The organism is Bradyrhizobium sp. CW1 (assembly GCF_023100665.1).
GTDB classification, from domain to species: Bacteria; Pseudomonadota; Alphaproteobacteria; order Rhizobiales; family Xanthobacteraceae; genus Bradyrhizobium; species Bradyrhizobium canariense_D.
Map to the genome: position 1 here is coordinate 406,024 of NZ_CP064684.1, position 25,048 is coordinate 431,071.

At 63.5% G+C, this 25,048-nt stretch carries 24 protein-coding genes and 2 pseudogenes; 16 read left to right on the forward strand and 10 right to left on the reverse strand.

Annotation, left to right across the window (positions count from 1 at the left end; translation table 11 throughout):
• Positions 1 to 18: 18 nt before the first annotated feature.
• The 3 genes from IVB54_RS01795 to IVB54_RS01805 all read right to left on the reverse strand — a co-directional run bounded on the left by IVB54_RS01795 (position 19) and on the right by IVB54_RS01805 (position 2,931).
• Positions 19 to 966, reverse strand: coding sequence for an alpha/beta hydrolase (locus IVB54_RS01795; RefSeq protein ID WP_247777053.1), 948 nt, complete (start codon positions 964 to 966; stop codon positions 19 to 21).
• Between the two features lie 508 nt (positions 967 to 1,474).
• A complete protein-coding gene (locus tag IVB54_RS01800) occupies positions 1,475 to 2,275 on the reverse strand; it encodes an SDR family oxidoreductase (protein ID WP_247360739.1) in 801 nt (266 codons plus the stop codon).
• Between the two features lie 77 nt (positions 2,276 to 2,352).
• The gene (locus IVB54_RS01805; RefSeq protein WP_247360741.1) at positions 2,353 to 2,931 is read right to left on the reverse strand and encodes a TetR/AcrR family transcriptional regulator; all 579 of its coding nucleotides are present in this window, start codon (positions 2,929 to 2,931) and stop codon (positions 2,353 to 2,355) included.
• A 201-nt stretch (positions 2,932 to 3,132) separates the two neighbouring features.
• Here IVB54_RS01805 and IVB54_RS01810 point away from each other — a divergent pair, with 201 nt between their 5' ends.
• From IVB54_RS01810 to IVB54_RS01840, 7 genes and pseudogenes are all read left to right on the forward strand, one after another.
• Positions 3,133 to 4,236 (forward strand): efflux RND transporter periplasmic adaptor subunit, encoded by a 1,104-nt coding sequence (locus IVB54_RS01810; protein ID WP_247376236.1) that lies wholly within the window; start codon positions 3,133 to 3,135, stop codon positions 4,234 to 4,236.
• A complete protein-coding gene (locus tag IVB54_RS01815) occupies positions 4,236 to 7,346 on the forward strand; it encodes an efflux RND transporter permease subunit (protein WP_247360744.1) in 3,111 nt (1,036 codons plus the stop codon). Before IVB54_RS01810 ends, IVB54_RS01815 begins: the two co-directional genes overlap by 1 nt.
• 15 nt (positions 7,347 to 7,361) lie before the next feature.
• Positions 7,362 to 7,976 carry a TetR/AcrR family transcriptional regulator gene (locus IVB54_RS01820; RefSeq protein ID WP_247376241.1) on the forward strand — a complete coding sequence of 205 codons (615 nt, stop codon included), beginning with the start codon at positions 7,362 to 7,364 and terminating at the stop codon, positions 7,974 to 7,976.
• 49 nt (positions 7,977 to 8,025) lie between these two features.
• Positions 8,026 to 8,922 (forward strand): NAD(P)/FAD-dependent oxidoreductase, encoded by an 897-nt coding sequence (locus IVB54_RS01825; RefSeq protein ID WP_247376245.1) that lies wholly within the window; start codon positions 8,026 to 8,028, stop codon positions 8,920 to 8,922.
• A gap of 21 nt (positions 8,923 to 8,943) precedes the next feature.
• On the forward strand, positions 8,944 to 9,417 hold the full coding sequence (locus IVB54_RS01830) for an isoprenylcysteine carboxylmethyltransferase family protein (RefSeq protein ID WP_247360752.1): 474 nt from the start codon (positions 8,944 to 8,946) through the stop codon (positions 9,415 to 9,417).
• A 145-nt stretch (positions 9,418 to 9,562) separates the two neighbouring features.
• The gene (locus IVB54_RS01835) at positions 9,563 to 10,021 is read left to right on the forward strand and encodes a nuclear transport factor 2 family protein (RefSeq protein ID WP_247360754.1); all 459 of its coding nucleotides are present in this window, start codon (positions 9,563 to 9,565) and stop codon (positions 10,019 to 10,021) included.
• Between the two features lie 17 nt (positions 10,022 to 10,038).
• A pseudogene (locus IVB54_RS01840) lies at positions 10,039 to 10,483 on the forward strand (class I SAM-dependent methyltransferase); the annotation flags it as partial.
• A 231-nt stretch (positions 10,484 to 10,714) separates the two neighbouring features.
• On the opposite strand, the gene IVB54_RS01845 reads toward IVB54_RS01840, so the two are convergent.
• The 3 genes from IVB54_RS01845 to IVB54_RS01855 form a co-directional block, all read right to left on the reverse strand.
• Entirely contained in the window at positions 10,715 to 10,939 is a 225-nt protein-coding gene (locus IVB54_RS01845) for a hypothetical protein (RefSeq protein WP_247360757.1), read from the reverse strand.
• A gap of 247 nt (positions 10,940 to 11,186) precedes the next feature.
• The gene (locus tag IVB54_RS01850; protein ID WP_247360759.1) at positions 11,187 to 11,414 is read right to left on the reverse strand and encodes a hypothetical protein; all 228 of its coding nucleotides are present in this window, start codon (positions 11,412 to 11,414) and stop codon (positions 11,187 to 11,189) included.
• 139 nt (positions 11,415 to 11,553) lie between these two features.
• Positions 11,554 to 12,093 carry a hypothetical protein gene (locus tag IVB54_RS01855; RefSeq protein ID WP_247360761.1) on the reverse strand — a complete coding sequence of 180 codons (540 nt, stop codon included), beginning with the start codon at positions 12,091 to 12,093 and terminating at the stop codon, positions 11,554 to 11,556.
• A gap of 363 nt (positions 12,094 to 12,456) precedes the next feature.
• Here IVB54_RS01855 and IVB54_RS01860 point away from each other — a divergent pair, with 363 nt between their 5' ends.
• On the forward strand, positions 12,457 to 13,353 hold the full coding sequence (locus IVB54_RS01860; protein ID WP_247360763.1) for a 3'-5' exonuclease: 897 nt from the start codon (positions 12,457 to 12,459) through the stop codon (positions 13,351 to 13,353).
• Positions 13,354 to 13,406: 53 nt separating this feature from the next.
• On the opposite strand, the gene IVB54_RS01865 is transcribed toward IVB54_RS01860, so the two are convergent.
• Positions 13,407 to 13,592, reverse strand: coding sequence for a DUF3606 domain-containing protein (locus tag IVB54_RS01865; protein WP_247360765.1), 186 nt, complete (start codon positions 13,590 to 13,592; stop codon positions 13,407 to 13,409).
• 560 nt (positions 13,593 to 14,152) lie between these two features.
• Here IVB54_RS01865 and IVB54_RS01870 point away from each other — a divergent pair.
• From IVB54_RS01870 to ligD, 3 genes are read left to right on the forward strand one after another with little or no spacing between them, the layout of a single operon-like run.
• Entirely contained in the window at positions 14,153 to 15,835 is a 1,683-nt protein-coding gene (locus tag IVB54_RS01870) for a DNA polymerase/3'-5' exonuclease PolX (protein ID WP_247360767.1), read from the forward strand.
• On the forward strand, positions 15,835 to 16,398 hold the full coding sequence (locus tag IVB54_RS01875) for an MOSC domain-containing protein (protein WP_247360768.1): 564 nt from the start codon (positions 15,835 to 15,837) through the stop codon (positions 16,396 to 16,398). The genes IVB54_RS01870 and IVB54_RS01875 overlap by 1 nt, the downstream gene beginning before the upstream one ends.
• A gap of 12 nt (positions 16,399 to 16,410) precedes the next feature.
• Complete coding sequence (gene ligD / locus IVB54_RS01880; protein ID WP_247376258.1) at positions 16,411 to 17,358, forward strand: non-homologous end-joining DNA ligase; 948 nt, start codon at positions 16,411 to 16,413, stop codon at positions 17,356 to 17,358.
• 31 nt (positions 17,359 to 17,389) lie between these two features.
• Here the strand turns inward: ligD and IVB54_RS01885 are convergent, their stop codons facing one another.
• Entirely contained in the window at positions 17,390 to 18,214 is an 825-nt protein-coding gene (locus IVB54_RS01885; RefSeq protein ID WP_247364517.1) for a ribonuclease HII, read from the reverse strand.
• Between the two features lie 64 nt (positions 18,215 to 18,278).
• Entirely contained in the window at positions 18,279 to 18,923 is a 645-nt protein-coding gene (locus tag IVB54_RS01890) for a TetR/AcrR family transcriptional regulator (protein WP_247360774.1), read from the reverse strand.
• A gap of 114 nt (positions 18,924 to 19,037) precedes the next feature.
• Here IVB54_RS01890 and IVB54_RS01895 point away from each other — a divergent pair, with 114 nt between their 5' ends.
• The 5 genes and pseudogenes from IVB54_RS01895 to IVB54_RS01915 all read left to right on the forward strand — a co-directional run.
• Positions 19,038 to 19,931, forward strand: a complete 894-nt coding sequence (locus IVB54_RS01895; protein ID WP_247376261.1) for an NAD(P)/FAD-dependent oxidoreductase — start codon at positions 19,038 to 19,040, stop codon at positions 19,929 to 19,931.
• A gap of 38 nt (positions 19,932 to 19,969) precedes the next feature.
• Positions 19,970 to 20,725, forward strand: coding sequence for an alpha/beta fold hydrolase (locus tag IVB54_RS01900; RefSeq protein WP_247360780.1), 756 nt, complete (start codon positions 19,970 to 19,972; stop codon positions 20,723 to 20,725).
• A gap of 151 nt (positions 20,726 to 20,876) precedes the next feature.
• Positions 20,877 to 21,803, forward strand: coding sequence for an NmrA family NAD(P)-binding protein (locus IVB54_RS01905; protein ID WP_247360783.1), 927 nt, complete (start codon positions 20,877 to 20,879; stop codon positions 21,801 to 21,803).
• Between the two features lie 92 nt (positions 21,804 to 21,895).
• Positions 21,896 to 22,759: a class I SAM-dependent methyltransferase gene (locus IVB54_RS01910; protein ID WP_247360785.1), complete on the forward strand. Its 864-nt coding sequence runs from the start codon at positions 21,896 to 21,898 to the stop codon at positions 22,757 to 22,759.
• A 19-nt stretch (positions 22,760 to 22,778) separates the two neighbouring features.
• Positions 22,779 to 22,919 (forward strand): annotated as a pseudogene (locus IVB54_RS01915) (efflux RND transporter periplasmic adaptor subunit); the annotation flags it as partial.
• Between the two features lie 173 nt (positions 22,920 to 23,092).
• Here the strand turns inward: IVB54_RS01915 and IVB54_RS01920 are convergent.
• A complete protein-coding gene (locus tag IVB54_RS01920) occupies positions 23,093 to 24,796 on the reverse strand; it encodes a DUF6538 domain-containing protein (protein ID WP_247360788.1) in 1,704 nt (567 codons plus the stop codon).
• Positions 24,797 to 25,048: the final 252 nt, after the last annotated feature.

Below are 25,048 nucleotides of genomic sequence, written 5' to 3' on the forward strand. Positions count from 1 at the left end.
CCTCGCGCGCGGGATCGGTTAGGTCCTTATGAAGCGGAGGATGTGGTCGAAGACGGCGTCGGGTTGTTCGAGATGGAGAAAGTGCCCGACTTGAGGCATCACGACACGCTCAAGACCATTCGTGAACGCCGCCTCCATGCCTTCGCTAAGCTGGGCGGAGATGCAGCCGTCGTCTGCCCCGTGAAGATAGAGCGACGGGACCGTAATTGGGCCAGTCGCGAGAGCCTCGAGAGCTTGCGCTGCCGCGTCGGATGGCGGGGCGAACAACTGCCGATAATAGGCCAGAGTCTGCGTGAGGACGCCGGGCTGGGCAAAGGCCTCGTTGAGTGAAGATCGAGCCGGAGCTGGCAGCACATAGCCCGGTGACCATTCCCGCCACAGGCGGTCGAGGAATGCAAAGTCGTTCAGCTGAACGGCGATCTCGGCCAGACGTGTCTGGAAGAAGAACATGTACCAGCTTCGTCGCTGCTGATCACCGTCGGCAACAAACGCCGACGCCAGTCCCTTTCCATAGGGCACGGCCAGCCCGACAAGCTTGCGGACGCGTCCCGCATGGAGGCTTGCCGCAGCGTAGGCTGCACGTGCGCCCAAATCATGGCCGACGAGAACGGCTTGCTCAGCGCCAAGCGATTCGATGAGCGCTAGTACGTCCTGACCTGTTGCCAAGGCGCGGTACGACCCGTCCGGTGCAGCGCCGCCGACCCAATATCCACGGAGCGCCGGCGCCACCGCCCAATATCCTTCTCGCTCGAGGCGATCGAGAAAGGGGATCCAACTCTGCGCATGATCGGGAAAGCCGTGCAGGCAGAGCACGAGGGGACCATGTCCAGCCTCCAGAATCGGGAAATCGAGCCCGTTGGCGTGAACCGTGCGGTTGCGGATATGGCCGCTCGCCAGAGAGTTCTCCCGCGAGCGCCCTGGACTATCGGCGTGCCGTTGTTGGGCCATTGAAGCGGAGGCGTTCATGCTCGGGTTTTCCTTCGTAGAGCCTGTCTGAACTAACGAGCGCGCTTGCCGACTAGAGGTCCCACGAGCGAGGCGCCGGTGCTACGCGGCCATTCGCAGCAGATCGACGATATCGGCTTCGTCTTACGGAGTGCCTGATCTTCTCGATCTCGTCGGTGTTGGAGTTCAGGGTCCGACTGGCAATGAGGAAGACGCTCTTTGCGTCAAGTCGCTCCGCCTCGGCGCGGATAGATTGGGAGGCGGCTTTGCCATAGATGACGCGGTCAATTGCCGGAAATTTTTATACACCGGCGTTGCGCATTTCTTCCTCCCATTAGATGCCCGATATGGACGTTATCTTATGATCATCATTCTAGTTCGAGTCGGCATCTCAGCCCGCTGGAGCCCCGGCGGGCGATTAGATCGCGACTGTTCATGGATGCGCTGCCGCCAATGTCAGGCGAGCCAGCTCGGACGGGTGCTCGACAGAGGCCTTCGCTTTTCCACAGCGCCGCGACCGCTCCAGGCGTCAAGCGTCCATGATTCTTTTCATCGTGGCCCTTTGCATCGATCGCGGCGTCAGGCGATTTGAAAAGGCGGCCATGTTGTTCGCCAGGCCCGGGATCACCATGGCCTTTCCTTGCGAGAGCGCCCGAACGCCGCTCGCGGCAACCGGACGCGGCTTCATGGTGAGGAGCCGCAGCATGGCCGATGTGGTTGCGCCGGCCGCCGCATCGAAACCGGTTGCGGTGTGCCCCGGGCAGAGACTGGTAACGACCACGCCGTGCGGGCGGAGTTCGTCATGCAGGGCCTCGCCGAAGGCGAGTACATAAGCCTTGGTCGCCGCATAGGCCGCATAGCTGGGAACGGCCTGGAAGGCCAGGAGGCTGGCGATGAGAAGGATATGTCCGGATCGCCGCTGAGCCATGTCGCGGCCGAAAAGATAGGTCAGCTCTGTGAGCGTCGTGATGTTGAGCTGGATCATGTTCGCGGTCTGCTCGATCGGCGTGTCCAAAAAATCGCCGTGCAAGCCGAATCCGGCATTGTTCACTAAGATGTCGATCGTCACCGACCTCGCGTCGAGACTGCTTTTCAGGCGGCTGGCCGCGCTCGGCGCGGCAAGATTGATCGCCTCGACGAGCACATCCACCCCGTATTTGCTGCGGAGATCGGAGGCAAGCTTTTCCATCCACTCCCGCCGTCGAGCCGCCAAGACGAGATTGACTTTCTGCGCCGCCAGGAGACCTGCGAATTCAAGACCAAGGCCACTTGACGCTCCCGTGACCAGCGCCCATTTTCCGGCGAAGCTGTTCATTGCTTCATTCGACATCGTTCTCGTCCTCATCTATTTGTTGGTCGGCGAATGAAGCTCGGCCAGATTCTCAATCAGAACACTGGCCCGTCCTTTCAAGCTGCGGCGGCGCCGCGAACCTGTTCGGCCGCGGCATCCAAAAGCGCCTGAGCCAGATCGGGGTCGTTGACGACGCGCGAGAGCGTCACCGCGCCAACCATCGTCGCGAGAATGGCCATGGCCTTGCTGTGGGAGGCCTCGTCGCCGGCCCCGGCGAGAAAGCGGTCGAGCACGTCGAGATGCGCTTTGATTCCTGCTTCGAATTCCGCCTTCACCTCGGGGCCCTGCCGGGCGGCGTCTGAGCCGAGTGCCACGATGGGGCAGCCGTCCATCTTTTCTTCGCGATGGTCGCCGCTGAGGTAAATCCCGATCACCGCGCCGAGCGGATCATCGGGATTCCGAGCGGCCGCATCCGACCATCGGCCCGACGCGCTCTCCAATGCTCGCCTGGACGCCTCGACCGCCAAATCCTCTTTTGACGCGAATTGCTTGTAGAAGGCGCCTTGGGTTAGCCCGGCCCCCTCCATCAGATCCTTGAGCCCGATCCCATCGAAGCCGCGCTCCCTGAACAGGCGACTTGCCACATTGATCACGGTCTTGCGGTTCTCCGCGGCCTGAACGCGACTGACTCGCATCGGCACCTCCAACTTAGATTGCATTTGAACTCTATTACCACAATATAGAAGCCGAACGCAATCTATCAAGGCCCCAAGGCCGAATCTCTTGGTAGGAGCGGGCCTGAATCACATTTTTGTCGCCTCCTTTCCTTTTTAGATTGCGTTCGAAAGCTAAACGGAATACAGAGTTCGGACGAAATCTAAAATTGGGAGATTGACATGAGGATGCGGGGCTTTGCGGTTTTGGCTGGTATTTTGATCTCGGCCGGGGTGGCGACCTTCGTTGCCCTCGGGATCCCGCCCCGGGAAGCCTCTGCGGTCGGTGACCCCAGGCAAGAGCCCCCAATGGTCCGTCTCGTGATGGCCGCGCCGGTCAGCGGATCCGACCGCGGTTTCACCGGCACCATCGGCGCGAGGGTGGAAAGCAATCTCGGTTTTCGCGTCGCCGGTAAGATCGTCGAGCGGCTCGTCAGTGTCGGTGAGCAGGTCAAATCCGGGCAGCCGCTGATGCGGATCGACGAAACCGACCTCCGCCTGGCGCTCGCAGCGAAGCGCAACGCCGTCGCGGCTGCGCGTGCAGCTGTCGTTCAGACCGACGCCGATGAGCGGCGATACGCCAACCTGGTGAGCGATGGGTGGACTTCCAAACAGCGCTACGAGCAGGCGAAGGCCGCCTCGGATACAGCCAAAGCGCAGCTCGCAGCGGCGGAAGCCGACGCCGGGGTTGCCGAGAACCAGGCGACCTATTCCGTCCTGGTGGCCGATGCGGATGGAACGGTCACCCAAACGCTGGGCGAGCCGGGACAAGTTGTCTCCGCCGGCCAACCGGTCGTTCGGGTCGCGCAGTCCGGTCCTCGCGAGGCTGTGGTGGCGCTCCCCGAAACGATCCGGCCGGCGATCGGCTCGCTCGCTGAGGCGAGCCTGTATGGGAGCGATGGGCGCTTTACTGCGCATCTGCGGCAGTTGTCGGATTCCGCCGATCCTCAGACCCGCACCTATGAGGCCCGCTACGTGCTCGGCGGTGACGCCGCGGCGGCACCGCTTGGCGCGACGATCACCATTCGGCTTGCAAGCCAGGGGAGCCAGCCGGAAGTTCAGGTGCCGCTGGGAGCCGTGCTCGACGACGGCAGAAAGACCGGCGTTTGGGTGTTCGACGGCGGCACCTCGACGGTCCGCTTTCACACCATCAAGCTTGTGCGTGTGACCAGCGAAAATGCCGTTATCTCCGGCCTGAGCTCCGGTGATCGGGTTGTCTCTCTGGGCGCACACCTCCTGCAGGAGGACGCTCACGTCAGGACAGCCTCTCAAGACAGGAGCAACTGATGAGCTTCAATCTTTCGGCGATCGCAGTCCGTGAACGGGCCGCAACGCTGTTCTTCTTGCTTTTGCTGGCAGCCGCAGGCGCCTACGCCTTCTTCATGCTCGGACGGGCCGAGGATCCCTCCTTCACCATCAAGACCCTGACGGTCACGACCGTGTGGCCGGGTGCGACCGCACGCGAGATGCAGGACCAGGTCGCCGAACCGCTGGAGAAGCGGATCCAGGAGCTGACCTGGTACGACCGGGTGGAGACGACCACACGGCCGGGTTATGCCTACATGACCGTGACCCTGAAGGACAACACACCGCCATCGAGCGTGCAGGAGGAATTCTACCAGGCCCGCAAGAAGCTGGGCGATGAAGCGCGCAAGCTGCCCCCCGGTGTGCTCGGCCCCTTCATCAATGACGAATATTCGGACGTCAGCTTCGCCCTTTATGCGCTCAAGGCCAAGGGCATGCCGATGCGGGAGCTCGCCAGGCAGGCAGAGACCATTCGCCAGGATCTTCTGCACGTGCCCGGCGTCAAGAAGATCAACATCCTCGGTGAACGCCCCGAGCAGATATTCGTCGAGTTCTCCTATCCCAAGCTGGCGACTCTCGGCGTATCGGCAACGGATATCGTTGCCGCCTTGCAGCGGCAGAACACGGTCACACCGGCGGGCTCCATCGACACCAAGGGGCCGCAGGTGTTCATCCGGGTCGAGGGCGCCTATGACAGCGTCCAGGCGATCGCCGACACTCCGATCGTCGCAGCCGGGCGAACGCTGAAGCTTTCCGACATCGCCGAAGTCCGTCGCGGTTACGAGGATCCTCCCACCTACCTCATCCGGCACCAGGGCGAGCCCACCATCATGCTCGCGGCGGTCATGCAGGAGGGCTGGAATGGTCTCGCGCTCGGCAAGGCGCTGGAGGAGAGGTCCGCAGCGATCTCCCGGACACTGCCGCTCGGGATGACGCTGGCCAAGGTCAGCGACCAGGCCGTCAACATCTCCTCATCGGTGAACGAATTCATGATGAAGTTCGCGATGGCGCTCGGCGTGGTGCTGCTGGTGAGCCTGCTCAGCCTCGGCTGGCGCGTCGGCATCGTTGTCGCGGCTGCCGTCCCACTGACGCTTGCCGTCGTGTTCCTCATCATGCTGGAAACCGGCCGGTTCTTCGACCGCATTACGCTGGGCGCCCTCATCCTGGCGCTGGGCCTTCTCGTGGACGACGCCATCATCGCCATCGAGGTGATGGTGGTGAAGATGGAAGAGGGCATGGACCGCATCTCGGCGGCGGCGTATGCATGGAGCCACACCGCGGCACCGATGCTGTCCGGAACACTCGTCACGATCGCAGGCTTCCTGCCGGTGGGCTTCGCCCGCTCGACGGCCGGCGAATACGCCGGCAACATCTTCTGGGTCGTGGGATTCGCCCTCATCGTCTCCTGGATCGTCGCGGTGGTCTTCACGCCCTATCTCGGCGTCAAGATGCTGCCCGCGATCAAACCGATCGAAGGCGGCCACCACGCGATTTACGGTACGCCCAACTATCGGCGCTTGCGCGCTCTCATTACCTTCGTCGTGCGCCACAAGTTCGTGACCTGCGGCGTCGTCGCCGTCGCTTTCGCGCTTTCCGTCGCCGGCATGGGTGGCCTCAAACAGCAGTTCTTCCCGACGTCCGACCGCCCCGAAGTGCTGGTGGAAGTTCGTCTGCCGGAAGGCACCAGCATCGGGACGACGACCGCCACCGTCGCAAAGCTTGAACGCTGGCTGGAAGGCCAGTCGGAGGCCAAGATCGTCACGAGCTATGTCGGTCAGGGTGCGCCGCGCTTCTTCTTCGCGATGGCCCCGGAGCTGCCCGATCCGGCCTTCGCCAAGATCGTCGTGCTGACACCGGACGCGGAAGCGCGCGAGGTCTTGAAGCATCGGCTCCGACAGGCGGTCTCGGATGGGCTTGCGCCTGAGGCCAATGTGCGCGTGACGCAGCTTGTGTTCGGACCCTACACGCCATTCCCCGTCGAGTTTCGGATCATGGGGCCTGACCCCGCCCAACTATACGCGATCTCTGAAAAGGCGCTCGGTATCATGCGTGGCGTTCCTGATGTGCGCCAGGCGAATCGCGATTGGGGTGATCGCACGCCCGTGCTCCGCTTCATCCCGGATCAGGATCGGCTGAACCTCATCGGCCTGTCTCCCGCGGAGGTGGGCCGGCAACTCCAGTTCCTTCTCACTGGCATCGCCGTGACGCAGGTCCGCGAGGACATTCGCAATGTCCCCATCGTGGCGCGCAGCGCCGGCGGGGAGCGGCTGGATCCGACGCGACTGGCGGATTTCTCATTGATGAGCCGAGACGGCCGCGCCGTTCCTCTCGACCAGGTCGGCCATTCGGAAGTCCAGCTTGAAGAACCGATCATGAAGCGTCGCGACCGCACCCCCGTCGTCATGATCAGGTCGGACATCAATGAGGCGACTCAGCCTCCGGAGGTCTCCAAGGATATCAAGACGGCCCTTCAGCCGCTGATCGCATCCCTTCCGGCCGGTTATCGCATCGAGTTGGGCGGATCGATCGAGGAGGCAACCAAAGCCAACGACGCGTTGGCGACAATCTTTCCGGTCATGATTGCCGCCATGCTGATCGTCATCATGCTGCAGGTGCGATCCTTCTCGATGATGGCAATGGTCGTGCTGACCGGACCGCTTGGCCTCGCCGGCGTCGTGCCGATGTTGCTGATTTTTCACCAGCCCTTCGGATTCAACGCCATTCTGGGCCTGATAGGCCTCGCGGGCATCCTGATGCGCAACACACTTATCTTGACCGACCAAATCAAGGAGAACCTTGCCGCCGGCCTTGACGACTATCACGCCGTCATCGAGGCCACGGTGCAGCGCACCAGACCCGTGATCCTGACCGCATTGGCTGCGGTGCTGGCCTTCATTCCCCTCACGCATTCTGTCTTCTGGGGATCGATGGCTTACACGCTGATCGGCGGCACCGCGGTCGGAACGGTTCTGATCCTGCTGTTCCTTCCTGCGCTCTATGCCGCCTGGTTTCGGATCAAGCCGAGCGCAGACGACATGCATGAGGTTTCACCCAAGAGGCCGGAACTGCAGCCGGCATTGGCTGCCGAATAAGGCGCCGTTGCTCCAATGGATCGTTCGGTCCGAACGGGAAGAGAGTCCGACGAGGCCCGCGCCCGGATCCTGGGAGCGGCGGAAGAGCGCTTTCGGCGTGTCGGTCACCACAGGACGTCGGTGGCCGACATCGCCGCCGAGCTCGGCATGAGCCCGGCGAACATCTACCGGTTCTTTCCCTCCCGGAATGCAATCGACGAGTCCATCTGCGGGCGTCTATTGAACGAGCTTGCCGACTTCGCCTTTGCGATCGCACGGAGGGACGCGCCGGCCGCCGAGAAACTCGAGGAACTGGTGAGCACTGTTCACCACCACAGCAAGATGACGTTGGTCACGGCGAAGCCCATGCACGATCTGATCGTCGCCGCCACGCAGGAGAACTGGCCGATCATCAAGGCGCATATCGAGCGGATGGAGACGATCTTCGAGGCGATCATACGCGGGGGTGCCCAAGCTGGCCAGTTCGATGTCGAAGATGCCGCGGAAGCGGCACGAGCAGTCAGATCCGCGTTTATGCCATTCTTCCATCCCATTCTCATCGAGCACTGCGTTGTACACGGCGAAGCCACGGAAGCAGGCCTGCGCGACCAGATTCGTTTCATACTGAAAGCACTCGGCAAATCAGGCTGAGCGGTCTGCTGCGTTCAACCCCTCCATCCACAACACGGAGCCCATCACCATGGATGACGTCATCATCATCGGCGGCAGCTTTGCCGGTCTCGCCGGCGCCCTGCAGCTCGGCCGTGCCCGCCGCACGGTCACCGTTCTCGATACCGGCCTGCCGCGCAACCGCTTTGCCGGCCACTCGCATGGCCTGCTCGGCCACGATCACAAGCCACCGCTGGACATCCTGGCCGAGGCGCGGCAGCAGCTGGCGCGTTATCCCACGATCAAGCTGGTCAGTGCCCGGGCCGACAGCGTCTCCGGCGCCATCGACGATTTCTCCGTCCTCACTTCCGACGGCGAAAGCCTTGGGGCGCGTCGTCTGATCCTGAGCTATGGCGTCGCCGACCAGATGCCAGATGTTCCGGGCTTTGCCGAAGGCTGGGGCACGTCCATCGTGCCCTGCCCCTATTGCGACGGCTTTGAAGTCGCCGGCCAGCATTGGGGCCTCGTCTGGTCCGGCCCGCAGTCGCACAATCAGGTCAGGCTGTTCCACGATTGGACCGACAGGTTGACGCTCTTCGCCGACGGTCACGACATTCCGCCCGATATCCGGGCCGACCTGGCGCGCCGCAACACACCTGTCGTCGAGGGCCGGATCACCGGGATCGGCCATCACGGGGGCCATAGCGCCACGGTCAAACTCGATACCGGCCCCAATGTCGCGGTCGACATCCTGTTCGCGCATCCGCGCAACAAGCCGTCCGCGAGCCTGCATGAATCACTAGGCCTCGCCACGATCGATACGCCCCTCGGCATCATCCTCAAGGTCGACGAGCGCCGCGAAACCAGCGTGCCCGGCATCTACGCCGCCGGCGACCTCGCCAACCCCCTTACGCCGCCATCGGTCACCCTGGCATCATCGCACGGCGCGATGGCGGGTATCTTCGCCCAGCAGTCGATGCTGGTTTGAGAGCACAGATTGGAGATGAGCATGGCCGTCGAACCGGACAGCGCGGGTGTGCGCTTCCCTCCGCCCTTGGTCTATCTGGGAGCGCTGCTGTTGGGGCTGGCGGCGGAGCGGTTCGTCACCTTGCGCTCTTTCGGCATCGACTGGCGGTTGCTGGTCGCGACGGGCGCGCTGCTGTTCGTTGCCGGTGCGGCGATGATGCTTGCGGCGGCGGGGCTGTTCCGGCGGCTGGGCACCAACGTTCCGCCGTCGCAGCCAACGACCCTCATCGCAACGACCGGCCCCTATCGGTGGACCCGCAATCCCATGTATCTCGGCATGGCGCTGATCTATGCCGGCGTTGCGATCGGATTCGACGGGCCGATCGCCTTCGCCTTGCTCCCGCTGGTGCTGATCGCGATCCAGACGCAGGTGATCGCCCGCGAGGAGCGCTATCTCGAAGCGAAGTTCGGCGACGACTACCGCCGCTACAAGGCCGAGGTTCGCCGCTGGCTCTGACCGTTGCGCCGCTGCCGTCTGCGTGGCCGCCCGTCAGCCAGCTTTCCCAACAGATCGCCGCCGTTACCTGGAGCAGCTTACAGTATCTGGAAAGTATCCATCCCGTCTTGCAGAGCCGTCGGCTATCCGACAACAGGGGACATCAATGGTCTACAGTCTAATGGTCAAAAAAGAGATCCGCAGAAGCTTCGATCATGTCAACAACCAGCGTTGGGATGATGCTGCAAAAGGCCTAACACCGAACGCGTATCACTGGGTTGCCGGAGATCATGCGTTGGGGGGTGAGCGACATGGAAAGCAATCGGTGAAGCAGTGGTTCGAGCGCATGGGCCGTGTTTTCTCGAACCTGCACATAGATGTTGAGCAGGTCGAGGTGACGGGTTGGCCATGGAATACCACAGTGTTCGTCAAGTGGCGGGCCAACGCGAGGCTACTTGACGGCCAAAGCTCGTATGTGAACAGGGGCGTCCACGTCTTCAAGTTGCGATGGGGCAAGGTTTATTCGATTGAGGAATACTTCGACTCGCAGGCTGCAGAACGAAGCCTCGCTATCCAAGCTCGTGCCGGTTTGGATGAGGCTGCGGCTGGACCAATCGTGAGCTAACGCGGATCATTCGTGTGATGCCGCCATCAGCTTATCAGGTCGCCGACTGGAATGGCCAAAGCGGGGAGCGCTGGGTCGCTAACCAGGCCCGGCTCGACGCCAGGCTGGCGGTGTTCGGCCGGGCCGCGATCGAAGCCGCCGCGCCCGCGGCGGGCGAGCGCGTGCTGGACGTCGGCTGCGGCGCGGGCGCGTCGAGTCTGGCTCTGGCCGCCCGCGTCGGCGCGGGGGGCCAAGTGCTGGGCGTGGACATATCCGAACCGCTGATCCGGCCGAGCGCGCGCGCTTGCGCCACAGAGGATACGCCGGCCCTGTTCCGGGTGGCCGACGCCAGCAGCGCCGATCGGGCGTTCGACATCCTGTTCTCGCGTTTCGGGGTGATGTTCTTCGACATCCGACAAAGGCGTTCGCCCATATGCGCCGCGCGCGCTCAAGCCGGGCGGGTGGGTCGCTTTCGTCTGCTGGCATGATGGTCCGCTTCCTCATCGACGAATGCCTGAACGGCGAACTCGTCGCCACCGCCAAGGCCCGCGAACCCTGGCCGTCGCAAGAGCAGGACTAGCCGGGTCGTCGTACTAGCACGTGACGCTTCGCCGTATGCTCGCCGGTTAGCTTGCCCTGCCCCTCACCTCGGGCGCGCGCCCGATCTTCGCTCTCGGCGATAGTCACAGCGGATCGTTTGTGGAGGTGGGGAGGTCAACCTTTCAGATCGAACTGGTTACGCAGCCTATTGGCAATGGCTTCAATCATGTCGCAACGCTCCGCGTCCTGCTGCGGCCCGTCCGTCATGATCTCGACTTTCCAGGAATCTTCGTGCGGCACGACCGAGATGGCCAGGTCCGTCGGCCAGTCGCTGACGTCTTCCATCTCCAGCCTGATGGCGGCCTCAAGTTCTTCGCGGGTTTTCGCCGGCTTCTTCAAGCTGATTCTTTCAAGGCGCCGAACGGGACCACCGCCTTTGGCTTCCGCGCGAGCGGATGTTTTTGAACAGCGGGCGTGAGCCTTTGGCTATCCGCTACAGGACGCCGTACTCAAACGGCGGACGATGGTCCGCCGAGTCAAATACGTCGCCGCAATATTGTTCCGACCTCCGGTGGTTCTGGCCTCACCAGCGAGGATTTGAGGCCCGTAAGCGGGTGCGGGAGCGCATTCCGCCCTGAACGCGACCCTAGCGGCTTGAAAGGGAGTCGGAGGAGGCGCTGCGCGTTGCACCGGTGACGAGCTGCCGCGTCGGCCACCATTCCGGCACGTTGTGCTCGGCAGCCCGGCGGAGGCGAGTCAGTTCCGACCACGCCAGCGCGGCGGTGATCCATTTCTGCCGCTCTGGCCCATCGGCTTCCGCGGCAAGCTTCATCGCCGCGACGGCCTCGCGCTCGGGGTCGTACTGGAGATCCATGGATGCAATATAGTTGCAGATCGTAAACGATCACGCACCGGTGTGACCGTAGCAATCCGGGGATCGGCACCATACGCGGCTGCTGTCTAGCCCGTCCGCACATGCCCCCATCCGCCCCACTCCTTCGGCGCGCAGCCGGCTAAGGAGAGCGAGCCGCTTCTCGCTTTTCGGTCGTCGATGTGAGGTGACCGCGGAGACCGGCTGAAGCGTAGATGCGGATTGCGCAGGACACCTCCGTTTTCCACTCGAAGTGTCGGATGACCGTCTCGCGGTTGAAGGATCCCGTCTTGCTGATCAGTTGAAGGGAGCCAACCATTTGCTCGACCCGGCGGGCCCTTCCCAAAGGCAGGAGCAAGCGCTCACAATCGATCGTATGGCCGCCGCTGTTGTAGGTCGAAAACACGCTGTAGATGGCGCAGCCGCTGGTCACGCACTGCTCGGCGGCGGCTAGACCGAACTCCTTCAGGGCTGGTGGAAGAACCTCTTCCATCGATTTCCCGGCCCAGCTCGAATTGAAGACCTCTCCAACGCTCGCACCTTGGTAAAGCGCGCGAAATATGTGCCCGTCTCCCCGGTGCTCAACGCTCCAGATGATGAGTTGTTTTGGGTCATGCAGCCGCGCTTCCGGCCTGAACTGATCAAGCGAAGGAAACGGCAGATCGCCAGCCGTGCGAGGCACATGGCCTGCTGACTGATGGACTTCACATCGGCGAATGAACCGTCCGTGTATTGCATGGCTCCAAAACCTACACGCCACAGCGTTAACGAGCCGTAGTTCGGCTTGCCTTCACCCCGCGACGATATGCCCGCGTAGCTCGGCGAAGCTGGTTAAGCAGGGGCGCCTTGGCAGGAGGCCCGGTGGAACGTCGGCCCCGCATCAGGAGAGCTCGCGCTCAGTAGCCGCTGCGCGAGCGACCTTGCAACGGGATCGAATTGCCACCGGCACTTCCGAAAAGCCCGTGAATTGCTCGATTTTCAGATACCTCCTGGCCCGCGCTCCCGGTATTCTGCGACCTCGCCCAGCAATCGGGCGGGAGAAGCGATGTTTCAAAACGCATCGGACCTAGCCGCGATGGCCGAAGCCTTGAGTCGGTCGACGGACTACCGGGTGCTGCGCCGGCTGGTGCCACGGCCGACGTCGGTGCCGGCCTCAGGACAGGAAACGAAGGTCGGCATCCTGCTCGACACCGAAACGACAGGTCTTGACCACTCCAAGCACGAGATCATCGAGCTCGGTATGGTCAAGTTCGATTACACGCCGGACGGCAGGATCGTCGGGGTGAGGGACACTTTCTCAGCCTTCAACGAGCCCTCCGCGCCGATCCCGCCGGAGGTGACGGCGCTCACCGGCATCACCGACGAGATGGTGGCCGGTCACAGAATCGACGCGGCTGCCGTGACGGCCTTCGTCGACGGTGCTGTGATCGTCATTGCCCACAACAGCAGTTTCGACAGAAAATTCGCCGAACGCTACTGGCCCGTGTTCGAGCACAAGGCGTGGGGCTGCAGCATGAGCGAAGTCGACTGGCGCAAACACGGCCTCGCGGGCTCGCAGCTCGGATATCTGTTGAACGGTGCTGGCTACTTCCACCAGGCTCACCGAGCGGTCGACGACTGCCACGCGTTGCTGGAGGTCCTCGCCTTCGAACTGCCGACTACGGGCTCGCCGGCGCTCGCGCTGCTGCTCGAGAACGCCCGCAAGCCGACGCTGCGGATATGGGCGGAGCAATCGCCTTTCGAGCTGAAGGATTCGTTGAAGAGGCGAGGTTATCGCTGGAGCGACGGCACGGACGGCCGTCCGAAAAGCTGGTACATCGACGTCTGCGAGACCGCGCTGGAGGCCGAGCTCGCGTTCCTCAAGGCGGAGATCTACCTGCGCGACGTCGAGCTGCGCCAGCAGACGCTGACCGCCTTCACGCGCTTCTCGAGCCGGGCTTGAGCGGCCGGCCTCCGAGCAGGCCGGCTCCGGATTGGAGCACGAGAGAGCGGGGCTCAGCGGCCGAGACGCTTCTCGACCCGCTTGCGCGAATTGCCGACTTTCTTGACCGCCTTCTTGACCGCCGACGCGGACCGGCCGGTCTTCTTCGCCTCATAGCCGACCTCGTGCTTCTGCCCCCCGGCGACGCGCGCCCGGTCCTGCTTGCGTCCTCGCGCGGTCTTCTTCTTCGCGGCTGCCATCTGCTCCTCCTTCTGCGAATCTGATGGCGGTGCAACGCCGTAAGGATTCCCGGGGTTCCCGAAGCTCCTCGCCATTGCCGCCGGACTCGAGACAAGCGGCCATCCGTCTGTGAGCGCCTGGGCTTCACCGTCGACCGGAGAAACGCGGTGGAATCAGTGGAGCGGTGACTTTTAAGATCGCGCTGCCCACGCGTCAGGTTCCTCATGACCAGCCGAAGAGGCTTCCGATCCTGCGGTGCCGACCGAACCATAGGCGATTGCCTGCGTTTACCGAGATCATGTCCGACGCTTTTGATTACTTCCGCGCTTACGCTCTCCGGGCTCTTTGCAAAGCCCGAGCGATGCCGCGGGGCAGGATCAAGCATCTGCAGCTGGTGGTCGGCCGAATTTACAATCTCCTCAAGAAAGAGGCCGCCTATGCCCCGAACACGCAGCACCTTCAGGACTTCCGGGCAGCGCAGAAGCTTGAGGAATCTCTCGAGGGTCGGCCCGATGACGGCCCGATCTCTCAAGCTCGCTTTGCTGCGGCGAGGCGGGGCGCGGAACGGGAGGCTCGTTGAGTGGCTTCCGTCGACGCTCGCACTGTAGCAAGTCTCCTGCGAGAGTACGCTCAGCGCACCGCGTTGCGTGGCGGCAACCCCTACAGGGCAAAAGCGTATTCTCGGGCCGCCGACAGCCTGGCGGCCCTCGCAGTCCCTCTGCACGTGCTCATCGCCGAAGACCGGCTTACCGAAATCCCCGGCGTCGGCGAGGCGATTGCCGACATCATCACCAAGCTTCACAAGAGCGGCACTCATCCGAGCCTTGAAAAGCTCCGGAAGGAGATTCCGGAGGGCGTGCTCGAGATGCTCGCCGTGCCCGGTCTTCCCCCGGAGAAGGTTCTGCGACTCTACGAGGATCTCGGCATCACCTCGCTCGCGGAGTTGGAGGCCGCCGCCAAGGACGACCGCATCCAGAAAGCCAAAGGATTGGGCGCCGCCCTGCAGACAAAGATTCTGCAGAACCTGGCCATCGCGAAAAGCGGAGAAGGTCGCCTCCACCTGCACCGTGCCGCCGCCCTGCTCGCGCACGCCGAGGATTCGCTTCGCAAGGCCCGGCCGGAGCTCAAGCGCGTGACGATCGCAGGCGACTTCCGCCGCGGCTGCGAACTCGTCGGCGACCTCACGATCGTCGCGGAGGCTGCCAAGATCGAGAAGAGGTCGAAGGCATCCGCGGCGGACGGACTGCAGATACGCCTGTCCGACCGCAACCACTTCGGCGCCGCCCTTCTTTTCGGCACCGGCTCAGCCGCTCACATCGAGAGGCTCCAGGCTTTGGCCGCGGAGAAAGGAATGCGGCTGGAGAGCGACGGGTTGCACAAGGGTCGCACCCTGATCGGCGGCGACGAGGCCCAGATCTACAGCGCTCTCGGCCTGCCGTTCATCGATCCTGAACTCCGTGAGGGTCGCGGCGAGGTCGAGCTGGCGCTGAAGGGCAAGTTGCCGAAGCTCGTCAGCGACAAGGACCTGCGCGGAATCCTTCATTGCCACACCGATGCCTCCGACGGCACGGAGACCCTGGAGACGATGGCCAAGGCCACGCGCCAGCGCGGTTTTGAATATTTCGGCGTCGCCGACCACTCCAAGTCCGCGCACTACGCGGGCGGGCTCTCGGTCGAGGAGATCGCGCAGCAGCACCGGGAAGCCGACCGCCTGAACAAGCGCTTCGGCAAGGATTTCCGGATCCTGAAAGGCATCGAGTCCGACATTCTGGCCGACGGCTCGCTGGACTATGCGGACGAAGTGCTGCAGCGCTTCGACTTCGTGGTCGCGAGCATCCACGGCCGCTTCAAACTCGACCGCAAGGCGCAGACGCAGCGCCTGCTTCGTGCCATCTCCGATCCTCACACCACCATCATAGGCCACATGACGGGGCGACAGCTGCAGCGGCGGCCGGGCTACGAAATCGACGTCGAGAAGGTGCTTCGGGCATGCGCCAGGCATGACGTCGTCGTCGAGATCAACGCCCATCCATGGCGCCTCGACCTGGATTGGCGCTGGCACCAGGCGGCCCTCGACTTCGGCTGCATGCTGAGCATCAATCCGGACGCGCACTCGATCCCCGAGCTCGACCACATTCACTGGGGCGTCCAGATGGCTCGCAAGGGCGGTGTCCCCGCCGACCGCGTCCTCAACGCGATGCCTCTTGCGGAAATCACGCGCTACCTCCGCCAGAAGCGGCGCTCATTCGCCCGGGCCGCCTGATGCCGAAGCCGCACCCGCTCTCCTTGGAGGGCACAGTGGTCGCAGTTGCCGCCGATCGCGGTCACCACTTCAGCAAGCCCCCTCAGGATCGGATCGTGCTGGTGGAAGGCCACGGCGTCCAAGGCGACGCCCACGCCGGCCCATTCGTCCGGCACCGTTACCTTGCCCGCCGCCGGCCACGCCTGCCCAATCTCCGGCAGGTTCACCTGATCCCGTCCGAACTCTTCGCGACGCTTCTTAAAGCCGGCTTCGAGGTCGGCGCCGGCGACCTCGGCGAGAACATCAGCACCGCCGGCTTGGCCCTCGAGCGGATGCCGCTCGGCACCCTCATCGAATTAGGTCCCATGGCCATCGTCGAGCTGACCGGCCTCCGGACGCCTTGCGTTCTGATCGACCGCTTCCAGCCCGGCCTTAAGCAACAGGTGCTCTCGTCGGCGGAAACGGGCCCTCCATTCAAATCCGGGGTGTTGGGCGTGGTACGGGCCGGCGGGATGGTCGCGGCTGGTGATACTGCGCGGATTCGCCTTCCATCCTCCTCGTTTCGGCCTCTGCCGGCCGTGTAGAAAGTCCCAACCATGGCTCGCAAATCGACCCTGCCATATCGCCTGCAGCCCATGCTGGCCACGTTGACGGATGCGCCGTTCGACGATCCCGATTGGGTCTTCGAGGACAAATTCGATGGTTTCCGCATGGTCGCGGAAATCCGGCATGGGCGGGTCGCGCTCTACAGCCGCAACGGGAAGATCATCAGCCACTCCTACGTGGAGGTCGCGAACGCACTTGAATGCGTGAAGGCGGACGCGGTGATCGATGGCGAGCTCGTCGCGATCGGCAAGGACGGCGCATCCCATTTCCAGTTGCTCCAGAACGCCCTGCGCCATGAGGCGAAGCTTCTGTACTGCGCGTTCGACCTCATGTTCGCGGACGGCGAGGACCTGCGCGCGCTGCCGCTCGTCGATCGCAAGAAGCGACTAAAGGCCATCCTGCCGCGCCACAAGTTCATCGCGTTCAGCGACCACCGCAAAGGCAACGGAACGAAATTCTTCGCACAAGCCGAGCTGAGACACCTCGAAGGCATCATGGCCAAGCGTGCCGGCAGCCCGTATGCATCCGGACGCCGGACCGCCGATTGGCTGAAGGTGAAGACGGCGCAGCGGCAGGAGGTCGTGATCGCCGGCTTCACGGCACCGAGGCGAACCCGGCCTTTTTTCGGCGCCCTCGTGCTGGCAGTACGCGAAGGGGATGCATGGCGGTACATCGGCCACGTCGGTACCGGCTTCAGCCACCAGGTTCTTGAAGAGCTTCACAGCAAGCTCATGAGGCTCAAGACAGGTAAGTCGCCGTTCCCCGCCAAGGTGAAGGATGAGCGGGTCACGACCTGGGTGCGTCCTTCGTTGGTCACGGAAGTGAAGTTCGCGGAGTGGACCAGCAAGGGCGAACTGCGCCAGCCGGTCTATCTCGGCCTGCGGTCCGATAAAAAAGCCACGGACGTCGTCCGCGAAAATAAGGTGCCGCGCAAATAGCGCCGCCGAGCCGCAGCGTGCGCCTGGGAGTTCAGCTGGCGGCGCGCTCGGACGCCGAAGGCCACGGCGGCAGGGGCGGCAACCCGAGAGCCCTGCGTACAGGTCCGAACGATCTCCGGTGAGCTGCGCATGCACCAAGCCTCGCGAGAGCTTCGTAATGAGCCGGCACCGGGTAGCCCTTGTGATCCGCGAAACCGTAGCCGGGGTGGCGCACCTCGAGCGTCCGCATGACCGCGTCGCGCTGGACTTTCGCGAGGATGGAGGCGGCCGCAATGCTGGCGGACTTGGCGTCGCCTTTGATGATGGCTTGCTGAGGGATATCGATTTCCTTCAACCGCTTCGCATCGATCAGCAGGTGTTGCGGCGCCAACCCCAGCCCCCGGACCGCGCGCTGCATGGCCTGGATGCCTGCCCAATAAATGTTGATTTCGTCGATCTCCTCGACCTCGACGAACGCCACACACCAACTCTCTGCCTTTGCCTTGATCTCCTTCGCGAGTTCTTCGCGAGCCGCGGCATCGAGTTTTTTCGAGTCGTCGATTCCGACTATTCGCGTGCCGGGTTTCAGTATTACGGCGCCAGCGGAGACGGGCCCGGCGAGAGGGCTCATTCCAGCTTCGTCCACGCCTGCCACGGCCTGAAGGCCGCTCTCCCAGAGAGAGGTTTCGAAACTGAGGATCTTCCGGAGGCGCTGTCCTTCGGACCTGTTTTCGAAACGCCGCTTATCGATTGAAGCCAGGATGGCACGGGCTCCCGCGCGGGTGTCGGCCCGCAAGATCTGCTCGATGCTGGCCTCGAGCGGCCTTTTCTCGACGACGTAGCGCTGGCGCAATACATCGAGTGAATACTGGGGCATAGCGGCCTTCGTGAAGACTGACTGTGGGCAGCGTGTCGGTGAACTTTGTGGCGATTCTCTGAAGTTATCCGCCCGCGTGGTCGTTGCCACCGTGCGCGGCGAGGAACATTGCGACCGCCGACCGGCAATAGGATTCAATTTCGTCGTCGTCCTTTGCTCTCGCCTGATCGAAGCGTGCGATCATCAGGAGATCGGATCCTTTGAAAAGCGCGGCAAACAAGCGGGCGGAGCGGAGAGGATCGGGCACGTTCAGAAGCGCCTTCGCGTGCAACTGACGCAACAGGGCCTCGATTTGGGCGATGACATGCGCGGGGCCGGCTTCGTAATGGAGCTTGCTTAACGAGTTTTGATTCGTCGTGTCGGCCATGATCATGGCTTCGACATTGCGGACGTCTGATCTCAACAGCGTGCGAAGCAGTGATGATCCCACCGCCATGAGCTGATCTTCGGCCGAACCATCGACGCCTTCAAAAAGGGCCTGTGTAAACTGATGGCAGCCGGCCGCGATGGCCGCGCTGAACAGCGCCTCCTTGTTCTCGAAGTGCCTGTAGATGCTGAGCTTGGATATCTTCGCCCGCTGGGCGACCTTGTCCAAGGTCGTCGCTTGAAAACCCAATTCCACAAAGAGTTCGCGCGCGGCGTCAAGGATCGTTTGGCCAAGCGCCTCGTTGGCGGGCCGGCCGCGCCGGCCCTGGCTGTTTTCGGTCACGACAATTCCAGTACTTGACAGTATTCTAATTCTTGAATTACGATACCATGAAGTATCTGAAATGTGCAAGCCAATGGGTAGGTTTCAACCTGTCCTCCAACGGAGCCCATCACCATGGATGACGTCATCATCATCGGCGGCAGCTTTGCCGGTCTCGCCGGCGCCCTGCAGCTCGGCCGTGCCCGCCGCAAGGTCACCGTTCTCGATACCGGCCTGCCGCGCAACCGCTTCGCCGGCCACTCGCATGGCCTGCTCGGCCACGATCACAAGCCGCCGCTGGACATCCTGGCCGAGGCGCGGCAGCAGCTGGCGCGTTATCCCACGATCAAGCTGGTCAGGGCCCGGGCCGACAGCGTCTCCGGCGCCATCGACGATTTCTCCGTCCTCACTTCCGACGGCGAAAGCCTTGGGGCGCGTCGTCTGATCCTGAGCTATGGCGTCGCCGACCAGATGCCAGATGTTCCGGGCTTTGCCGAAGGCTGGGGCACGTCCATCGTGCCCTGCCCCTATTGCGACGGCTTTGAAGTCGCCGGCCAGCATTGGGGCCTCGTCTGGTCCGGCCCGCAGTCGCACAATCAGGCCAGGCTGTTCCTGGACTGGACCGACAAGTTGACTGTCTTTGCCGATGGTCGCGACATTCCGCCTGATATTAAGGCCGATCTGGCGCGCCGCAAAATACCGGTAGTCGATGGCCGGATCGCCGAGATCGCCCATCACAAGGGGCATATCGCCAAAGTCAATCTCGATACCGGCCGCAATGTCGCAGTCGACATCCTGTTCGCCCATCCGCGCACCAAGCCGTCCGCAAGCCTGCATGAATCACTGGGCCTCGCCACGGTGGATACGCCGGGCGGCATCGTTCTCAAGGTCGACGAGCGCCGCCAAACCAGCATGCCCGGCATCTACGCCGCCGGCGACCTCACCACGCCCTTCTTGCCCTCGGTCACCCAGGCATCATCGCAGGGCGCGATGGCGGGTATCTTCGCCCAGCAGTCGATGCTGGTTTGAGATCAAAAATTCCCTTTTTCCCGAAACCAGGATTTCCGATGATCGACGACCTTCCCATTGTGCTCCTCCATGGCTCCGCCACCGGCTCCCACTCCTGGGCCGCGGTCCGCACAGGTCTTGAGGCGCGCGGCGCCAGGGCGTTGGCACCCGACATGCTCGGCTACGGACGGTCGCCGACACCGAGCGAGGCGTGGCAGCCAAAGGACGAGGTTTCCCACCTGCGCGGCTGGCTCGACATGCAGGGCGTCGGCGCGTTCCACCTCGTCACCCACTCGCTCGGGGCATTTTTCGGACTTCACCTGCGGCTGGCCGTCGGGTCTCGCGTGGCGCGGCTCACGTTGGTCGATCCTGTGGTCATCAGCGTGCTGCGCGTGCCCGGGGAAGAAGACGCCCTGCGCGAGGGGCAGACCCTCTGCGATCGGTTCATGCGCGCGTGGCCGGATCACGGTGCGGCCGCCTGCCTGCTGGTGGAGCACTGGAGCGGCGCCGGCGCGTGGAACGCGCTGGGCGAGAAGGGGCGTGCGCTGGTTACACGGCTCGCACCGCGGCTAAGGCTCGAGATGACCGCCAGCGCAGCCGATCGGACCACGCTCGCCGAGTTCACCTCGACCGCGGTGCCGACCTCGGTGCTCGTCGGCGAGCGGACGTCGGCCGCTCCGCGGTCGGTGAGCCGTCTGCTCGCGGGAGCGTTCGACGCCCGCACGGTCGTTGTCCCCGGGGCTGCACACATGATCCCGCTGACCCACCCCGCCGCGGTCGTCGAGGGGATTCACGCCGGCATGGTGGCGTCGTGAGACGCGCCGAGCCTCGCTACCAGGTGATCGGCCTCGAACAGCCCCTTCAGCCAATTCAACATCAATTCCAGGAGCCGCCAGTGAAGTTGTCCGGTCACACCATTCCCGTCACCGGCGGGAGCTCCGGTATCGCTCTGAAGGAAACTTTGACATGAAACACTCCCATCCCATCCTCGTCACCGGTGCCGCTGGCCAAGTTGGAGCGATCGGACCGAGCGTGACGAAGTCTCTGCTGGAGCGCGGGCTGAAGGTGCGCGCCATGGTCCGCCAGGATGACGGCCGGGCGGATTCGCTGAGGGCACTTGGTGCCGAGGTGATCGTCGGAGATCTGCTCGACCTGGACGCGGTGCACCGCGCCGTCGATGGCTGCAAGCGCCTGTATTTCAGCATGTCGGTCAACGAGAAGTATCTCGAGGCTACGACGAACGTGGCGGTGGTTGCCCGGCACCATGCCGTCGAAGCATTCGTCAACATGTCGCAGATGACGGTCTCGGAGATGAGTATCCGCGAGACTGCGCGCAGCCCGCAGCACAAGCAGCACTGGCTGGCCGAGCAGGTCTTGCGGTGGAGCGGCTTGCCGGTGGTCACGATGCGTCCCACCGCCTTCATGGACGCGTTCTTCTGGCGATTTGCCGTTCCGACGGTCACCGCTCGGGACGCGCTGATGTTGCCCTTCGGAGAGGGAAAGACGTCGCCAATCGCCGCCCACGATGTTGCGCGGTGCGTGACAGAGGTGTTGGCGAATCCCGAGTCTCACCTTGGAAAGGTTTACGAGCTGACCGGTCCCCGTGCGGAGACTCTTCGCGAGGTCGCCGAAGATTTCACAAGAGTCTTGGGGCGTCCAATCACCTACATGAACATTCCATTGGAACCGTGGCTGGAGAGCCTGCGATCCATTGGCGCATCCGCACACGTGGTCGCGCACTTGGAGTCGATGGCACTGCTGCACCGGGACGGCCGATACGACCGATCCTCGGACGATGTGAACCTGCTGACCGGTGTGTCGCCGATGTCGATCGAGGACTTCGTGCGCGCGCATCAGGACGACTTTCAGAAGGCAGACGCGCGCAAGCCGTAATCTTTCGCTTATCGCCGGATGAACTGCATCGTCTCGGAAGTCCCCAGCGGTCGCCAGTGCGCCCAGTGACCGGGCCAGAACAAGGATATGTCATGGCACAGCACAATGCCGATCAGGTCGCCGACTGGAATGGCCAAAGCGGGGAGCGCTGGGTCGCCCACCAGGCCCGGCTCGATGCCAGGCTGGCGGTGTTCGGCCAGGCCGCGATCGAAGCCGCCGCGCCCGCGACGGGCGACCGCGTGCTGGACGCCGGCTGCGGCGCGGGCGCGTCGAGTCTGGCTCTGGCCGCCCGCGTCGGCGCGGGGGGCCAAGTGCTTGGCGTGGACATATCCGAACCGCTGATCCGCCGAGCGCGCGCGCTTGCGGCCCAGGATACGCCGGCCCTGTTCCGGGTGGCCGACGCCAGCAGCGCCGAGCTGCCCGAGGGCGCGTTCGACATCCTGTTCTCTCGTTTCGGAGTGATGTTCTTCGACGATCCGACAGGGGCGTTCGCGCATATGCGCCGCGCCCTCCGGCCGGGCGGCCGGGTCGCTTTCGTCTGCTGGCGTGGCGCGACCGAGAACGATTGGATGCGCCTGCCGATGGGCGCGATCAAAGGTATCGTCCCGCCGACGGCGCCGCCCGATCCCGAAGCGCCCGGTCCATTCTCGTTCGGCGACCGGGGGCGGGTGGGTCGGATCCTGACGGCGGCCGGGTTCACCAATATCGCTATCGCGCCCTTCGATGCTTCCGTCCCGTTTGGCGAGGGCGCGACGCGGGACGCGGCGATCGATGACGCGGTGAAGATGACGTTGGAGGTCGGCCCGCTGTCGCGCGCGCTCGCCGATCAGCCCGATGACATCCGCGCCCGCGCCTCGGCCGCGGTTCGTGCCGCTTTCGCGAGCCGCCCCGGCGAGCTGTCGGTGATGATCGACAGCGCGACGTGGATCGTCACGGCGCGCAATCCGGCAAGCTGACGGCCGGTCCTGGTCGCACGCGCATTAGGATGCCGAGACACCGGAGCGTAGCTTCGTCGGCGCCATCAGGCCTCGAGAGCGATCTTCGCTTTCGCGTGCCGACGCAAAACACCTCGTTGAGGTCGGCCAGACCGTCGAGATCGGTCAGGCACTCGCGACCTCGAAATCGCCTGAGATTGACGGCCGAATCCGACGAGCCGGTGGTACACAGCGGTGCTCACAAAAACTCGACCGGCTTTTTTGGAATCCTTGTTTTCGGCGGTTTTCCTGCAATCGCGGCTTGGGGGGAGGGAGTCCCACTCTCTCCAGCACCCCCTCCCTGGTCTCGGTCACCTATCCAGCATCGGATGCCCGCGTCGCACGTGCTGCCTTGCGCTCTTCCTTTGCGGCCTTCGCGATGGCGACTTCGAAATTGGTGCGACGGCGCCGCTTGTGTGGCGCGGTCGGAGCCTTCAGGGCGGGAATGTCGAACCTCGGATACTTCTCGACCTCGGCGGACATTGTCGCGACCCAGCGGTCGCCGTAGTCGTTGCTCGCGTTCGAATCCTTGGGCCGGTGTCCTATGATGAAGCCCTCGACCTCGCGGTCCATCTTCACGTGACGAGCGACGCTCTTGAACAAATGCCTCCATGCATGATTCGGCTGAACGTTGTGGATCCCGAGCGAGTGTACCCAATCTGCGATCCGTTCCGCGGTCTTCTTGAACTGCGGGTTCGCGATCTTGCCGCCACGTCCGCGCGCGGGGTCGTAAAAAAGCGGCTTGGCTAGTCTCCTGCGATCCTCGACGTACTTCAGAAAGCCTTGCTCGATGAGGTGACTATGAATCGGGACCGTACGCCATTGCGAAGTCTTCTCAAGCGATGGCTTGATGACCATGCACCAGAGTCCAGATACCTTGTCCGCCTGAACGTCAGCGGGATGAAGGGATGTGATCTCGTTGACGCGGGCTCCGGAATAGCAACACAGCCATGGGAGCCAGCGCCTGGCCGCACGCTTCTCCGGAGAGATCATGGCCGAGAAGCTCGAGAGCGTCGCTGTGAGGATCTTTTTCGCCTCAGCCTGGGAGAATCCCTTCTGACGCGGAGGCGGCAACGGTTCGCCGGGCTTATTCTCAACCGCATCTCGAATGACGATGCCGCGGAACGGGTTGTGTGCACCTCGCCGGCGGCGCTCGATTAGCCAACCGGCGGTAGCACTGAGCGAAGCGATCCAAACCAGTCGAACCGAATTGCGATTGTACCCCCGATCGATCAGATGGTCGGCCCAGGCGTAGGCGTCGTCCGAGGTCATGCGCGTCAAGTCGCGATGGCCGATCCACTTGCAGAAGTCGCGGATCTTCGGCCGCCACCGTTTCGCGGTCGGGCCGTCCTTGCCACCCTTGAGTCCGCCCTTCTCGACGTACTCCTCAAACGCCTTCACCAAGTCGAGCTTCGGCACAGTACGGGGCGGTAGCTTCGCCAGGATGGGGTTCGGCGAGAAGTCGCCGGTGAGCTTGGCGCGCTTGAGATCTTCGACCGCGTCACGGCGCGCCTGCTCGTACAGCGGTCGGAAGCGAGCCAGATCGGTGCCGGTGGTCTGCACGCCTTGCTCGGCGAGAAATTCGCGCATGGATTCGTCGACGTCCCCAGAAAGCAGGATGGCGCTGCCGAAGCCCGCCGATGGCGGGTTGGAGATGTGGCTGTCGCGGATCCGGACATGGGCGGCGCCGCGCAGCGCGTGCAGGTCCTGATGGGAAAGTAGAGCGGGTTCAACTCCCGCACCCGGATTCGAACTCTCCTGCGTCGCCGGCAACCTGGGCGGTTTGATCGGCAAGTTGGCCAGAGCGGCGGCGTTCGCCATGTGCGCCCACTCGGCCTCGAACTGCGTGCTCTCGGCCGCGCATTTTTTAGCGGCTTCGCGCGGATCAGAGGTCTTAAGGCTTTTCCAGACCTCCTTCCTGCCGACGAGGGGCCGGTACCGAAGGGGGACCTTCTTCCGGATCCAGTAGTATTCGCTGGTCGGTCGTTTGACTGGTGTTGGCATCTTGCTCGTGGCCATGGTGGAGCACCTCGGTGTAGCACCGGCCGTTCAAGAATCCCTGAATTTGAAGGTTAAACTTGTAAACAAGGGGTCTCCGAGCCCCTTAGGGGGAGAGTCCCACTCTCTCCGCCATCAGCCCCGTGTCCGCTCCAATTGCCGCTGTCCAAATGGCGGCGTCAAAACCCGGTCGCGATGCGGCAACCTGGCCGCAGTTTATTCCATCATTCAACCAGTACATGCGTCGTGGGAAAAGCCCCAAAGGTGCATGAG

Excerpts from the sequence above, each read along its gene's own strand:
- IVB54_RS01795 (WP_247777053.1), bottom strand. The coding sequence starts at position 966 with ATGAACGCCTCCGCTTCAATGGCCCAACAACGGCACGCCGATAGTCCA.
- IVB54_RS01800 (WP_247360739.1), bottom strand. The coding sequence starts at position 2,275 with ATGTCGAATGAAGCAATGAACAGCTTCGCCGGAAAATGGGCGCTGGTC.
- IVB54_RS01805 (WP_247360741.1), bottom strand. The coding sequence starts at position 2,931 with ATGCGAGTCAGTCGCGTTCAGGCCGCGGAGAACCGCAAGACCGTGATC.
- IVB54_RS01810 (WP_247376236.1), top strand. The coding sequence starts at position 3,133 with ATGAGGATGCGGGGCTTTGCGGTTTTGGCTGGTATTTTGATCTCGGCC.
- IVB54_RS01815 (WP_247360744.1), top strand. The coding sequence starts at position 4,236 with ATGAGCTTCAATCTTTCGGCGATCGCAGTCCGTGAACGGGCCGCAACG.
- IVB54_RS01820 (WP_247376241.1), top strand. The coding sequence starts at position 7,362 with ATGGATCGTTCGGTCCGAACGGGAAGAGAGTCCGACGAGGCCCGCGCC.
- IVB54_RS01825 (WP_247376245.1), top strand. The coding sequence starts at position 8,026 with ATGGATGACGTCATCATCATCGGCGGCAGCTTTGCCGGTCTCGCCGGC.
- IVB54_RS01830 (WP_247360752.1), top strand. The coding sequence starts at position 8,944 with ATGGCCGTCGAACCGGACAGCGCGGGTGTGCGCTTCCCTCCGCCCTTG.
- IVB54_RS01835 (WP_247360754.1), top strand. The coding sequence starts at position 9,563 with ATGGTCTACAGTCTAATGGTCAAAAAAGAGATCCGCAGAAGCTTCGAT.
- IVB54_RS01850 (WP_247360759.1), bottom strand. The coding sequence starts at position 11,414 with ATGGATCTCCAGTACGACCCCGAGCGCGAGGCCGTCGCGGCGATGAAG.
- IVB54_RS01860 (WP_247360763.1), top strand. The coding sequence starts at position 12,457 with ATGTTTCAAAACGCATCGGACCTAGCCGCGATGGCCGAAGCCTTGAGT.
- IVB54_RS01865 (WP_247360765.1), bottom strand. The coding sequence starts at position 13,592 with ATGGCAGCCGCGAAGAAGAAGACCGCGCGAGGACGCAAGCAGGACCGG.
- IVB54_RS01875 (WP_247360768.1), top strand. The coding sequence starts at position 15,835 with ATGCCGAAGCCGCACCCGCTCTCCTTGGAGGGCACAGTGGTCGCAGTT.
- ligD (WP_247376258.1), top strand. The coding sequence starts at position 16,411 with ATGGCTCGCAAATCGACCCTGCCATATCGCCTGCAGCCCATGCTGGCC.
- IVB54_RS01885 (WP_247364517.1), bottom strand. The coding sequence starts at position 18,214 with ATGCCCCAGTATTCACTCGATGTATTGCGCCAGCGCTACGTCGTCGAG.
- IVB54_RS01895 (WP_247376261.1), top strand. The coding sequence starts at position 19,038 with ATGGATGACGTCATCATCATCGGCGGCAGCTTTGCCGGTCTCGCCGGC.
- IVB54_RS01900 (WP_247360780.1), top strand. The coding sequence starts at position 19,970 with ATGATCGACGACCTTCCCATTGTGCTCCTCCATGGCTCCGCCACCGGC.
- IVB54_RS01905 (WP_247360783.1), top strand. The coding sequence starts at position 20,877 with ATGAAACACTCCCATCCCATCCTCGTCACCGGTGCCGCTGGCCAAGTT.
- IVB54_RS01910 (WP_247360785.1), top strand. The coding sequence starts at position 21,896 with ATGGCACAGCACAATGCCGATCAGGTCGCCGACTGGAATGGCCAAAGC.
- IVB54_RS01920 (WP_247360788.1), bottom strand. The coding sequence starts at position 24,796 with ATGGCCACGAGCAAGATGCCAACACCAGTCAAACGACCGACCAGCGAA.